The organism is Algoriphagus pacificus (assembly GCF_017254845.1).
Lineage (GTDB): Bacteria > Bacteroidota > Bacteroidia > Cytophagales > Cyclobacteriaceae > Algoriphagus > Algoriphagus pacificus.
The window spans coordinates 386,713-399,743 of sequence record NZ_JAFKCU010000003.1 but is presented as its reverse complement, the minus strand read 5'-3'; the positions used below and the strand labels follow the sequence as shown (position 1 = coordinate 399,743).

Genomic DNA, 13,031 nt, shown 5'->3' with positions numbered 1-13,031 from the left:
AAGTAATTTTTAACGTATGAGCACCATAGACCCTGCAATACTTGCAAAAGCCAATAGTTGGCTGAATGGCAACATTGATGAAGAGACAAAAAACTCTATCAGACAATTGATTAAGGACAATCAAACTGAATTGGTTGATTCTTTTTACCAAGATTTGGAATTCGGTACAGGCGGGTTAAGAGGCCTGATGGGCGTAGGTACCAATAGGATGAATGTTTACACCATTGGAATGGCTACCCAAGGACTTGCCAATTATTTATTGAAATACTTTCCTGGAGAGGATATCAAAGTAGCGATCACCCATGATAGTAGAATAAACAATACGCTTTTTGCAACGACTACAGCGAATGTATTAACTGCAAATGGCATCAAAGTATTGTATTTCAAAGAAATGCGTCCAACACCGATGCTTTCCTTTGCAGTGAGACACTTTGGATGTAAAAGTGGGGTAATGATCACCGCTTCCCATAATCCAAAAGAATACAACGGATACAAAGCTTATTGGGAAGATGGGGCACAAGTTGTGGCGCCTCACGACACCAACATCATCAAAGAGGTACAAAAGATTACTTCTTTTGACCAAGTAAACTGGAACAAGCAAGACAATTTATTTTCTTACATCGAGGAAGACTTTGATGCGATCTATCTAGAAAAGGTAAAAAGATTGAGTCTTGCTCCTAATGAAATCCAGCAGCAAAAAGATCTTCCGATTGTATTCTCTCCTATTCATGGAGCTTCTGGAAAAATGGTTCCAGCAGCGATCAGAGTTTTTGGATTCGAGAATATACACATTGTGAAAGAGCAAGCTGAGCCAGATGGGACTTTCCCAACTGTAGTTTATCCTAACCCAGAGGAAGCGGAAGCCTTGACCCTTTCTTTGAAGCTAGGTAAAGAAGTCGGAGCTGAATTGATTTTGGCTTGTGATCCTGATGGTGACAGATATGCTGCAGCTGTACCAAATGCTCAAGGAGAGTTTGAATTGCTCAATGGAAATCAAACAGGCTCACTTTTAACTTATTACCTTTTGAGCAGATGGAAAGAAGCTGGTAAGTTAAATGGCAAGCAATTCATGGTTAATACCATTGTTACTACAGAATTGATAGATAGAATTTGTGAGGGCTTTGGAGTCAAATGTTTTTCTGTTTTGACTGGATTTAAAAATATCGCTGCGATTATTCGCGATCTTGAAGGCAAGGAAACTTTCATCGGTGGCGGTGAGGAATCATATGGCTACTTGGTAGGAGATTTTGTCAGAGATAAAGATGGTGTAAGTGCCTGCGCAATGGTTGCTGAGGTAGTTGCCTATTACAAAACCAAAGGAAAAACTGTCTTTGATGTACTTGCAGAGATTTACGAGCGATTTGGTTTCTACAAGGAAACCTTGATCTCAGTAACTAAAAAAGGGAAAGATGGAGCTGAGCAAATTCAGGCCTTGATGACGGATTTTAGACATCATCCGCCAAAAGAGATGAATGGTCAAGCTGTTGAAAGGATCGTAGATGTAAAAGCCAGCACCGTAACTCATGTGGAATCAGGCAAAGTGGAGAAACTGGATATGGATAAATCCAATGTGATGCAGTTCTACCTAGCAGATGGAAGTAAGATTTCTGCTAGACCATCAGGCACTGAGCCAAAAATCAAATATTATTTCTCAGTAAATAAAACCCTTCCTCAAGCATCTGATTACAGAAAAGTAGAATCTGAGTTGGTAAGCAGATTAGAAGGTTTAAAACAATACTTCAGTTAATCAACTGAATCTTCAAAAAAAGCATCAACGAATTCGTTGATGCTTTTTTTATTTCCTTTGCCACAAAACATCGGCAAAATATTGCTCCGAGTCAGTGAAGTTCTCGATAGTTACGAACCCACCTCTTTCAGCAAATATTTCTATTTCACTCAAGCTATACTTTTTACTGATTTCTGTAAAAATCGGTTCAAATGCCTCAAAATAAAATGACTGGTCTAAAGCCTTCAGATTGATTGTTTGATCTTTTAGAGAAACCAAATGACTTCTGCATTCTCCAGATACAGGATCATAACTCGGCCAATGGATAAATGAGTCGAGATCAATATCTCCATTCAATTCCCTGTTTATTCTATCCAACAAATTGAGATTAAAATCTCTGGTAACTCCTGCAGGATCATGATAAGCATCTAATATGATCTGAGGATTTTTCTTTAAATCAATCCCTATCAACACGAAATCATTGTGATTTGCCCCAATCCTCAAATGGTCTAATATATCGTAAGCCTCTTCCCTACTGAAATTCCCCAAATTGGATCCCAGAAAGAGTATCAAATTGGGTTTGCCATTTTCCCATGCTCTTTTCTTCAATGCCCCACGATAGGTGTCTTCGACTGAAGTAACTTTTAATTTAGGAAATCCGGTAGCTAAGCTTTCCTTTAATTCTTGAAGGACAGAGCCTGAAAAATCCACAGGAAAATATTCAAAATCAGCATCCTGTTGGTTTAAGTATTTCAGCAAAATCTTGGTTTTTAGCCCATCACCAGCACCTAATTCCACTAAATTAAATGATTGACCTAGGTTCAAGATAGGCTCTAGGATCGCTTCGTATTGGTTCTCAAATATTTCAAATTCCTTTCTCGTAAGGTAATATTCCGGCAAAGCCATGATCTTTTGGAAAAGCTTATCACCTTTGGCATCATAAAAATATTTAGAAGGTAATGTTTTGGGATTGGCACTTAAACCAATCATGACATCTTGGGCAAAAGTCCCAAAGTCCAGATTTTTTGAAGTCATATCTTAAAGAGATTCGGCAAGGCGTATGCTCATGAATTGCCATCTAAATTGAGGATGAAAAAAGTTTCTATAGGTAGGTCTAGAATGATTTTCGGGAGTTGCTACAGAACTACCTCTCAAAACCATTTGATTCACCATAAATTTCCCATTGTATTCTCCCAAAGCTCCTGGGGCAACTTTGAAGCCTGGATAAGGTAAATAAGCCGAGTTGGTCCACTCCCATCTGCTTCCCCAATGAAATTCTTTTTGTGCAACTTCCCATTCGAATTCAGTTGGTAATCTTTTTCCCTTCCAATTGGCATAAGCTGAAGCCTCGTAGAAATTAACATGTGCTACTGGAGCATCAGCATCAATTGCTTTTCTTCCCGCCAAAGTATAATAGGTCCAATTTCCAGAGTCGTTTTCCCAATAGAGTGGAGCTTTCACAACTTGTGATTTTGCCCAGGCCCAACCTTCATCATGCCAATATTTGGGGGTTTCATAGCCACCAGCTTCCATGAATTCCAAATATTCCCCATTAGTGACCAAGTTTCCAGAAATCCTACTAGGCAATAAATAAACCTTGTGCCTATTTAATTCATTATCAAAGCAAAACCCATCTCCTTCATAACCAATCTCATAAACTCCTTCAGAGATTTCTACAGAAGAACCAGCCTTTGGGTGAACATACTCTCCTATGTCCATGATCGTTGGATCCAAAGGATTATGCCAAAGACTAAACTTCAGGTCAGTGACTAATAATTCTTGATGTTGTTGTTCATGATTTAATCCCAAGACCACCAATTTTATTATCTCTTGGTTTCCTTCTTGAATAAGAGATATCATGCATTCATCTACATAGTTCCTGTATTCCAAAACCTCCTCTACGGATGGCCTTGTCATCAATCCCCTTTGATGCCTGGCAGTTCTGTTGCCCAAAGCATTGTAATAAGAATTGAAAAGGAAATTGAATTGGGGATGTTTTATATGATAATCAGAAACATTTGGGACCAAAATAAATTGCTCAAAAAACCAGGTTGTATGTGCCAAATGCCATTTTGGAGGACTAACTTCTTCCGAGGCTTGAAGGCTAAAATCTTCTGTTATCAGGTTTCTGCATAGAAACAAAGAATGGTTTCTTATATGCTGAAACTGTTCTAGTATTGTCATAAAAATCCACTGTTTTGTATTTCTTACTCTTTTCCAATATGGATCAAAGCATCTCCTACATTGATAACGGGCATGTTGTTGATTCCAATGACAAAACCATTTGCGTTGGCTTTTACCGGAATTTTAACCTGACCATAGGGATCTGAAATTTTGGCTAGAACTTGGCCTCTTTTCACTTCCTCACCGAGTTTGATATTCGAATTGAAAATTCCTGAGGCTTTGGCTCTCACCCAATCACTTTCTTTCAGAAAAATCGTCTTTTGCTTTTCTGGAGCAGATGCTATCATTCCTAAGCTTGACAATAAGCGTTTAGTTCCCAAAACCCCTTCATCTATTGCAAAATCATCTAATCTCATGGATTCCCCTCCTTCATAGACAAGAATTCTCTTACCTGCTTTAAATGCAGTCTTTCGGAATGATTTTTCTATGTAGCTTGAATTGACAACAAAATGAGTCCCAAATGATTTTGCCAGCTGTAAAGCAACTTTATCTTTATAATCAACCCGGATTTGAGGGTAATTAGTCAGCATTCTTCCACCGGTGTGAAAATCTATCCCATAATCAATCTGAGGGATAATTTCATTGCTTAAAATGTATGCAATTCTCGATGCGAGAGAGCCTTTTTTACTTCCAGGAAAACTTCTGTTGAGATCTCTTCCATCGGGAAAAGTTCTGCTATTTGAGAGGAAACCATAAATATTTACCAAAGGAATGATGATCAATGTCCCTTTTAAGAGCTCAAGGTTTTCATCAATTTCCTCTAGAAATTTCTTTGCAGTTGCTATCCCATTGATTTCGTCACCATGAACACCTCCCGAAATCAAAACAACCGGTCCTGGTTCTTTTGATGATCGAATAAAAATCGGCAAATCAATTAAGGTATGGGTTGGAAGTTTTGCGATTGCCAACTCAATATTTAGGGTTTGGCCTGGTCGGATTCTGATTCCGTTAATTACTAATTCTTTCATGAAATCTGTGCAGGGAATGTGAATTCCATTTCTTATTCGGGCAAAACTTGTTTATTTCGCAGGAGAAGAATTCCTCCATGAATATACAAGAAAACATTTCCCTAAAACCTTTCAACACATTCGGTCTCGCTAAAAATGCCAGATTTTTTACTTCGGTTCATAGCGAAAAGGATTTGATCGAAGCCTTGATCTGGGCAAAAAACAAAGGTTTGGAAGTATTCATTCTCGGAGGTGGAAGCAATATCCTACTCACCCAAGATTTAAATTCCCTTGTAATAAAGATAGAGATTGACGGAATAGAGAAAGTAAAGGAGGATTCTGAATTTGTATGGATTAAGGCAGGAGCCGGAGTTATATGGCACGATTTCGTGATGAATTGCATCGAAAATAATTGGGCTGGAGTAGAAAACCTTTCTTTGATACCAGGTACAGTTGGAGCCTCTCCCATGCAAAATATAGGTGCATATGGCATTGAAATCAAAGATGTCTTTGAAAGCCTAATAGCTCTAAATAGAGCTACTTTGGAATTGCATGAATTTGATGCTGCTGCTTGTCAATTTGGCTATCGAGAAAGCGTCTTTAAAAATTATCTCAAAGGCCAGTTTATTATCACCTCAGTTACTTTCAAACTGAGAAAAAAACCTGTTTTTAACTTGGAGTATGGAGCTATTAAAGAAACTCTTGCCCAAAATCAAATTCAGGAGCCAAGCTTGAAATCTGTTAGCGATGCTGTAATTCAAATTAGACAATCCAAGCTGCCTGACCCAAAAGAAATTGGGAATGCAGGTTCATTTTTTAAAAACCCTACTGTCCCAACTGAAGATTGGATGGCATTAAAGAAAGATTACCCCACTATTCCAGGTTATGAAGTAGAAGCTGGAATAAAAATCCCAGCGGCATGGTTGATAGAACAATGTGGATGGAAAGGTCAACGATTCGGTGAAATCGGGGTCCATAAAAACCAACCACTCGTATTAGTCAACTTTGGAAACGGAGATGGAAATGAAATCAAAAAACTGGCTGAAAGAATTCAAACTTCTGTTAGTGAGAAGTTTGGAATCGCTTTGAGTCCTGAAGTTAATTTTATCTAGATCAGTTCATCAAGCACTACTAATTCTTTGGTATATCGGTCTACTTTTACTCCAAATTTTCGAAGAAAATCAACACCTTCGTCAGTTCCAATACCTTTATATTCTGCATAAGAAAAAAGGTAAACAACTTTAGAAATACCCATCGAAAAAATAATTCTGGCGCATGCCAAACAAGGTGCCAAGGTCACATACAAAGTAGAACCTTCTACAGCAGTATTGTTTTTGACGGCATAAAGAATTGCATTCTGTTCTGCATGCAAGGCTAGAGAACAACTCCCCTTGCTATCTCTCGCACAGCCATGATCTGGAAATTCCACATCACAGTTATGAGTTCCTGCAGGAGGTCCATTATATCCAATAGAGATAATCCTTGTTTCCTTTGTCAGAACAGCTCCAACATGTTTCTTGATACAATGTGATCTTTTGGCCAAGTTGACGGCCAATTCCATAAAAATATCGTCGAAATCAGGTTTTTCCATTTTTATTATTTTGGCCAAAAATAGTAAGTATTATGAGGCTTGACCAAGTTTAGTGAATATTACTTCTGATAATTTCGTTTTAGATTTAAATCTTAACATTAAGAATAGAGAACCGTAAATAAAGTTGAATTGATAATCACCCAAATATGAACTCATTCAAAAACATAATTTTATCTGGGCTTTGCTGCATGCTATTAAGTGCTTGCAGTTCGATCGAGATATTTAAAGAAAATACTGAAATACCTATAGCCAAGCCCTATAAATCCTTTGTAATCATAAATCAAGAAGTAGGGATGAGAGGATTTTCTTCCCAGTTTATTGATCAACAAGTTCAAATCCACTTACAGGAAGCACTCGAGGCAAATGGTTTGGTTTACGATAGAGAGCATCCAGATTTAGTCATTCGGTATACTTCGAATGAAGACCCAAGAAAAAGAACCAGCACCAATTATGCTCCTACCTATCCTTACTGGGGATATAGAGTTTGGGATCCTTGGGCATATTCCAATTATATGAACAGTCTGAACAATGGACAAAAAACAACCAGTTACGAGTTGGTTCAGGTTATCGTGGATTTTATCGATCCAGAAAAAGATAAATTTTTAATGACTTTGACAGGAGTTACTGAGGTCAGCAATTTTAAAACGAAGGACAATAAGGTTTTAAAAACTGTTGATAAAATCATTGTTGATTTTATGGAAGATCTTTCCATTGCTTCAGAGTAATAAACTCTTTATTTGAGCCTTTTTAGAATGGTCTGATGATTGCACTTCATCTATGGTATTTGCCTTTCTAATAAAATCATTGTGCAATTCTATTTTATTTGGCAAAATATTTGTGTTTTAGGGGGATGATGTTACTTTTGTAATATAATAATTGTTGTTCAGTTGCACATTTTTGCATTTTGATGTTAACCATAGTTCTCATAGACGATGATCCGATCAGTACATTTGTTACTGAAAAGTTGATTTCTAAGAACGTGAAAGAGCCTTGTCAGTTTTATAAATACCAGAGCGCAAAAGCAGCTTTAAATGAAATTTATAAAATCAAGCCCAATTATCTGTTCTTGGATCTCAATATGCCAGAGATGACTGGATGGGATTTTCTTGACACATTTGACACTGCTCAAAATGATGCTCAGATCTACATTTTGAGTAGTTCTGTAGATGAACGCGACATTAACAAGGCAAGCAAATACCAGGTGGTCAAAGATTATTTATCCAAACCCCTAATAAAAAAATATATCAAGTCGATATTCAACTAACCTCCCATTTCGGAGGTTTTTTTATGCTTATTTTTTAACCAAAGATTTCCGATATTAGTTAAGATAAGAAATATCAAAACTATGGCTATTCCGAATTCTAAACTTATCCAAGCATTAAAATCCACAGCTTTGAAACTTAAAAATGGAGCCAATTACCAATGGGGCCATATGGGAGCATGCAATTGTGGAAATTTAGCGCAAGAACTTACCTCATTCACCAAAGCAGAGATCCATAAATATGCGATGGAAAGACATGGTGATTGGAATGAACAGATTATTGATTATTGCCCTAGCAGTGGCTACCCTATGGACCTGATGATTTCCAAAATGTTAAATTTTGGATTAAGCTTGGATGATCTGGCGGAATTAGAGAATTTATCGAATAAAAATATCTTGGCTCATATACCTTTTGAAAGAAGAGAAAAAATGAATAGAAATGTGAGAGAGGATGTCATACTTTATTTGAATACCTGGGCGTTAATTCTTGAAAATGAATTAAACATGCAGGAGTTGAATAAAACTTCAAAAAAATTAAATGTTGCTCTATTGCCAGAATTGAATTTTTAATTTAATTCGCACCATTAATTCATAACAAACCATTTAATAAACTGCTATGGAGGATTTTGAAGACGATTTCGAAGAATTCGATGATTTTGAAGATGAGGACGAATTCGAAAATGATTTCGAAGACGGATACGATCTAGACGAAGACAATGAATTCCTAGATGATAATATCGTAGACTTCGACGAAGAAGATGATTTCGAAGAAGATTTCGACGATATGGAAGACGATCTGGATTAAAGAATATTTACTTTAAATCCGTTCAGCTTTGGTAATTTCAACCTTTGAAATTATCTTCGGGCATTGTTAATCCCAATGACACAGAAATTATGATACTACTTGATGTTTTCAGTTCTCCAATAGCTTTTGGCGCGCAGACTTTTTTGACAATTGTATGCGTATTAATTGGCTTGGGTGCAGGAATTTCAGCAATTGACGTAAGAAGTACTTTTTCTAAGAAGAAGTAATCTTAATACATATTCAAAATTAAAAGGAGGTTTTTAACCTCCTTTTTTTATAACTCAAGTTTAGAAATCAGCGACCTTAAATTTTTTCTAGCCTGATTCTTAAAATCAGCTGATTCAAAATCCAAATCTGGCAATTGCAATACTCTTGAAAAGCCTTCTCCTGCTGCCTCATTTCCAGAAGTAACGATCATTACAGATTTTTGAAAGGACTTGGCAAGATTCATCAACTCATAGCAAGCCTTTCCAGATTTAGATTGCTGATCGTACTTTCCTTCCCCTGTGATTATCAGATCAGCTCGCTTTACTTTTTCCTCCATACCGATTTCTTTGAAAAAGAATAAAGCTCCCATGTTTATGGTACTTTCAAAAACAGAGGAAAGCCCAGCAGCTATTCCTCCTGCTGCACCAAATCCTTCCTGATCTTCAAAGACTCTCTTTTTCTTAGAGTAAAGCTGATCTAACAAGAACTTTGATTGGTTTTCGAATTCTTCAAAATCTTGACTTTTTAGTCCTTTTTGAGGACCAAATATTGGGATTGCCCCCTCTTCACCAAAAAAATAATTTCTTACGTCACATAGAAAATTAAATTTTACTGATGGAATAGAAGGACTCCTCTGAATGTGCTTGATTCTAAAAAGAAGATCTGGACTAAATGGAGGGATTTCTCTTCCCTTTTCATCTAAAAAATGGAGCCCTAATGCTTGAAGTATTCCAATTCCCAAATCTACCGTAGCACTGCCACCTAGACCGAGAATTATTTCCTTAGCGCCAGAAGAAATAGCGTGGTTGATCAAAAGACCTGTTCCACACGTAGAAGCAGTTCTGGCATCTAGTTCTCCAGCAGCAATCAAACCTAAACCAGATACAGAGGAAACATCCAGGTATGCCTTTTCTTTATCAAGAAAATATTCCCCTAAAACAGGTTTTCCAAAGGGATCTAAACTCCAAACTTTGGTGGGAGGAATTCCAAGTGATTTAGATAGCAAAGTGCATGTTCCATCTCCCCCATCTGCAATAGGAACCAAGTCAAAAATGTCATCAGGATAATTTTTAGCAAGTTCATCTGCAATAATCTCCCCTGCTTCAAAAGCTGTTATTGTTCCCTTAAAGGCATTTGGAGCAATTAGCACTTTCACTTGCTATATCTCTTTCATTCTATTGAAATAATCCTTTGAAGCTGCCTTGACTTTAGGTGCCAGATATAAAGTGGAAATCATGGTTGGAATAGCCATAATAGCATACATTCCATCTACTAGACTTATCACCACATCTAAAGAAGCCACAGCACCCATTACAATCGTAGCTAAATAAAAATAATTGTAATAGTCAGCCTTATCAGCTCCAAATAAGTAATTGAAACACTTGTGCCCATAATAGGAATAAGTGAACATGGTAGATAAGGCAAAAACCAGTACTGCTATCATCAAAAGGTATTTTCCCACACCAGGAAGTGCCATTTCAAAGGCATTCAGTGTTAGTCTCACACCATCGGATTCCGTAGTCTGCCAAACACCTGTCAACATGATTACAAGCGCCGTTAGGGTACAAACCACTATCGTATCGATAAATGGCCCCAGCATCGCTATTAAACCCTCTCTCACCGGCTCATTGTTTTTGGAGGCTCCATGTACCATCGGTGCCGTTCCGATCCCTGCTTCATTAGAAAAAGCTGCTCTTCTTGCTCCTGTGATAATCACTGCTCCTACTGCACCTCCAGCGATTGCCTTTCCTGTAAAGGCATCTTCAACTATCAGCCATAACATTTCAGGAACTTCTCCAACGTATTTGAAAACAATAATCAATACAGATACGAAGTATAGAATAACCATAAAAGGTACCATCCTAGATGCTACAGAGGCAATTCTCTTGATCCCTCCTAATATTACTATCGCCACCAACAACATCATACTAACCCCTAATATCCATCGGGTACTCTGTCCCAAATCAATCCCAGCAATCATAAAACGCGAGGTCTCACCTGCATCTAAACCGGCAGGCATGAGCAATACAGCTCTTAAGACAGCAGTCAATTGATTCGCTTGAAAGATTGCTAATAATCCCAGAACCCCGGCAGTACAGAAAATAATTGAAAGGAATTTCCATTTCTTACCCATTCCTTCCTCGATAACATACATTGGTCCACCTTGCACTTCACCAGAGCTGTCTTTTCCTCTAAACATGATGGCAAGACTACAGGTATAATATTTTGTTGCCATTCCCACAAATGCAGAAACCCACATCCAGAAAATAGCACCTGGCCCACCCATATTAATTGCAATAGCTACTCCACTGATATTTCCTAGTCCAACAGTTGCTGCAATTGCTGATGAAAGTGCCTGAAAAGAAGTGATCTGTCCAGGGGCTAAAGAGTCATCGTATTTACCGCTTAATAATTTAACAGCATGCCCCATTCTTCTAAATGGAACAAAACCAGAATGAAATAAAAGGATCAATCCTCCTCCCATCAAAAGGATCAACATTGGTGTTCCCCAAATCCAATTGCTGAAGGAAATAATAAGATCGCCCATAGAAATAGAAATAAGTAGTGGTTTTGTTTTTATGAAAAACTTGAAATTGAATTAATGACCATAATAGGTTCATTTTGGTCAAAATCAAAAATAAATACTGCGAAAGGTAAGTAAAAACCCGAGTCAGAAAATTGGACTCGGGTCTAGAAATAAATTACATTTTTACCAAGCCACTTTAGGAGACTTATAAAACTGGATTCCATTGATGTCCCATCTTTTACCTTGAACTGCAATCCTTCTTTCAAATCCAGCCCATTCCCTTTTTGCTGCAGGAGTCCAAGCTACCTCTGCAATTGCTGCTAAGCGAGGGAAAACCATATATTCAATATCTGCTCTATTAGTAATCGTTTCAGTCCATAGAGGAGCTTCTACGCCAAAAACATCTTCTTTGCTGATCCCATCAGCATAATTCGCAGGATCCCATAGGTACGCAGAATCTAATTCAATGTATGCTGCCCAATGTAAACCCAATCTCGAAGTGGAATCGTATTGCATATCCAAATAAGCTTTCTTTGCTGGTGACATCAAAACTTGATTTCCTTGTTCCTTGGCTAGTTTTGCATTTTCTGCTAAAGCCCAAAACTGAGCTACATTTCCAGGAAGCAATTTGGTAGTGGCGATTTCATCCCAACCAATACTTGTCTTCCCGTATTTTGCTGTAATTTCCTGAACCTTCTCCACGAAGTAGATGTAATCATCTTTTTCAGTAACATGAGATTCGTCTCCACCAATATGAAAATAAGGTCCTGGGGTAATTTCAGAAATTTCTCGAATCACATCATCTATGAATTGATAAGTGATCTCTTTATCGGTTGCAAGGGTAGAAAATCCTACTTCAATTCCAGTATAAAGTTCTGAAGGTTGTGGATTTTTGTCCAAAATATCAAAATCAATTTCGCCTTCAACCATGGTACTAAAATCTCCATCTGGCAAATTCACACCTGGGTTAAGTTCTCCATAGGAAGCCAAAGCAGCATTGGTATGTCCAGGCATATCTACTTCAGGCACAATAGTAATGTAATTTGAAGCTGCATAAGCTACAATTTCTTTATACTGCTCCTGAGTATAAAATCCTCCTTCGCCACCTCCAACTTCAGTTTGTGCGCCAATTGCGGTTAGGTTAGGCCAAGATTTTATTTCGATTCTCCAGCCTTGATCATCTGTCAAATGAAGGTGCAAGTAGTTCAATTTCAACCTGGCCATTTGATCGATGTAATGCTTGACATCAGCCACTCCAATAAAATGTCTGGCAACATCCAGCATAGATCCTCTATAATCATACTCTGGAGAATCTTTGATAATGCCTGCTGGAATTACCCAAGCCATCTCTACCTTGGAATCTTTTTCAATTTCCACAGGAAAGAGCTGGAGTAAAGTTTGAATCCCATAAAATATTCCAGCTTCGGAATCAGCTTTCACTGTAACTTTCTCTTCAGTTATTTCAATCTCATAATCTTCGGAATCATTATTTCCTTCCAAAACCAACTGGATGTCACCTTCCTCTTCTGATACTGGTAAATCAAAACCTGTAGCTGGCTTCAGTCTAGATGAAAGGACTTCTCCTAAGCTTGCAAGGTTCTCTGAAGAACCAACCAACTGAATCTTTGAAGAAGAGTTGAGTTCAAATGCTCCGGATGTTGCTTGAATAGAACTTGGCAATGGTATGATTGCTGCCTGATCCAAGTTTGAAATAGGTGCTTGACAGCTTATCACAAAAATTGACAAGGAAATCAGCAAGCCTAAGATAGATTTTTTCATGGGT

Annotated in this window: 13 protein-coding genes; 6 read left to right on the top strand and 7 right to left on the bottom strand. The window is 37.8% G+C overall.

Features of this window, described 5'->3' with window-relative positions:
• The first annotated feature begins 16 nt into the window (after positions 1-16).
• Positions 17-1,747 (top strand): phospho-sugar mutase, encoded by a 1,731-nt coding sequence (locus J0A69_RS14270; protein ID WP_206587284.1) that lies wholly within the window; start codon positions 17-19, stop codon positions 1,745-1,747.
• Between the two features lie 48 nt (positions 1,748-1,795).
• On the opposite strand, the gene J0A69_RS14265 is transcribed toward J0A69_RS14270, so the two are convergent.
• From J0A69_RS14265 to J0A69_RS14255, 3 genes are read right to left on the bottom strand one after another with little or no spacing between them, the layout of a single operon-like run.
• Positions 1,796-2,761 (bottom strand): L-histidine N(alpha)-methyltransferase, encoded by a 966-nt coding sequence (locus J0A69_RS14265; protein WP_206587283.1) that lies wholly within the window; start codon positions 2,759-2,761, stop codon positions 1,796-1,798.
• Positions 2,762-2,764: 3 nt separating this feature from the next.
• Entirely contained in the window at positions 2,765-3,910 is a 1,146-nt protein-coding gene (gene egtB, locus J0A69_RS14260; protein WP_206587282.1) for an ergothioneine biosynthesis protein EgtB, read from the bottom strand.
• 23 nt (positions 3,911-3,933) lie between these two features.
• Positions 3,934-4,878: a succinylglutamate desuccinylase/aspartoacylase family protein gene (locus J0A69_RS14255; protein ID WP_206587281.1), complete on the bottom strand. Its 945-nt coding sequence runs from the start codon at positions 4,876-4,878 to the stop codon at positions 3,934-3,936.
• 77 nt (positions 4,879-4,955) lie between these two features.
• Between J0A69_RS14255 and murB the strand changes: the two genes are divergently transcribed.
• Complete coding sequence (gene murB / locus J0A69_RS14250) at positions 4,956-5,969, top strand: UDP-N-acetylmuramate dehydrogenase (protein WP_206587280.1); 1,014 nt, start codon at positions 4,956-4,958, stop codon at positions 5,967-5,969.
• Here the strand turns inward: murB and J0A69_RS14245 are convergent.
• Entirely contained in the window at positions 5,966-6,448 is a 483-nt protein-coding gene (locus J0A69_RS14245) for a deoxycytidylate deaminase (protein WP_206587279.1), read from the bottom strand. The genes murB and J0A69_RS14245 overlap by 4 nt on opposite strands.
• A gap of 146 nt (positions 6,449-6,594) precedes the next feature.
• On the opposite strand from J0A69_RS14245, the gene J0A69_RS14240 reads away from it, so the two are divergent.
• The 4 genes from J0A69_RS14240 (at position 6,595) to J0A69_RS14225 (ending at position 8,514) form a co-directional block, all read left to right on the top strand.
• Positions 6,595-7,173 carry a DUF4136 domain-containing protein gene (locus J0A69_RS14240; protein WP_236032877.1) on the top strand — a complete coding sequence of 193 codons (579 nt, stop codon included), beginning with the start codon at positions 6,595-6,597 and terminating at the stop codon, positions 7,171-7,173.
• A 182-nt stretch (positions 7,174-7,355) separates the two neighbouring features.
• Positions 7,356-7,712: a response regulator gene (locus tag J0A69_RS14235; RefSeq protein WP_206587278.1), complete on the top strand. Its 357-nt coding sequence runs from the start codon at positions 7,356-7,358 to the stop codon at positions 7,710-7,712.
• An 81-nt stretch (positions 7,713-7,793) separates the two neighbouring features.
• A complete protein-coding gene (locus tag J0A69_RS14230; protein ID WP_206587277.1) occupies positions 7,794-8,279 on the top strand; it encodes a hypothetical protein in 486 nt (161 codons plus the stop codon).
• Positions 8,280-8,325: 46 nt separating this feature from the next.
• A complete protein-coding gene (locus J0A69_RS14225) occupies positions 8,326-8,514 on the top strand; it encodes a hypothetical protein (protein ID WP_206587276.1) in 189 nt (62 codons plus the stop codon).
• A 274-nt stretch (positions 8,515-8,788) separates the two neighbouring features.
• On the opposite strand, the gene J0A69_RS14220 is transcribed toward J0A69_RS14225, so the two are convergent.
• The 3 genes from J0A69_RS14220 to J0A69_RS14210 all read right to left on the bottom strand — a co-directional run bounded on the left by J0A69_RS14220 (position 8,789) and on the right by J0A69_RS14210 (position 13,027).
• Complete coding sequence (locus tag J0A69_RS14220) at positions 8,789-9,877, bottom strand: glycerate kinase family protein (protein WP_206587275.1); 1,089 nt, start codon at positions 9,875-9,877, stop codon at positions 8,789-8,791.
• Positions 9,878-9,880: 3 nt separating this feature from the next.
• Entirely contained in the window at positions 9,881-11,269 is a 1,389-nt protein-coding gene (locus tag J0A69_RS14215) for an alanine/glycine:cation symporter family protein (RefSeq protein ID WP_206587274.1), read from the bottom strand.
• Positions 11,270-11,431: 162 nt separating this feature from the next.
• The gene (locus tag J0A69_RS14210) at positions 11,432-13,027 is read right to left on the bottom strand and encodes a beta-N-acetylhexosaminidase (RefSeq protein WP_206587273.1); all 1,596 of its coding nucleotides are present in this window, start codon (positions 13,025-13,027) and stop codon (positions 11,432-11,434) included.
• Positions 13,028-13,031 lie beyond the last annotated feature (4 nt).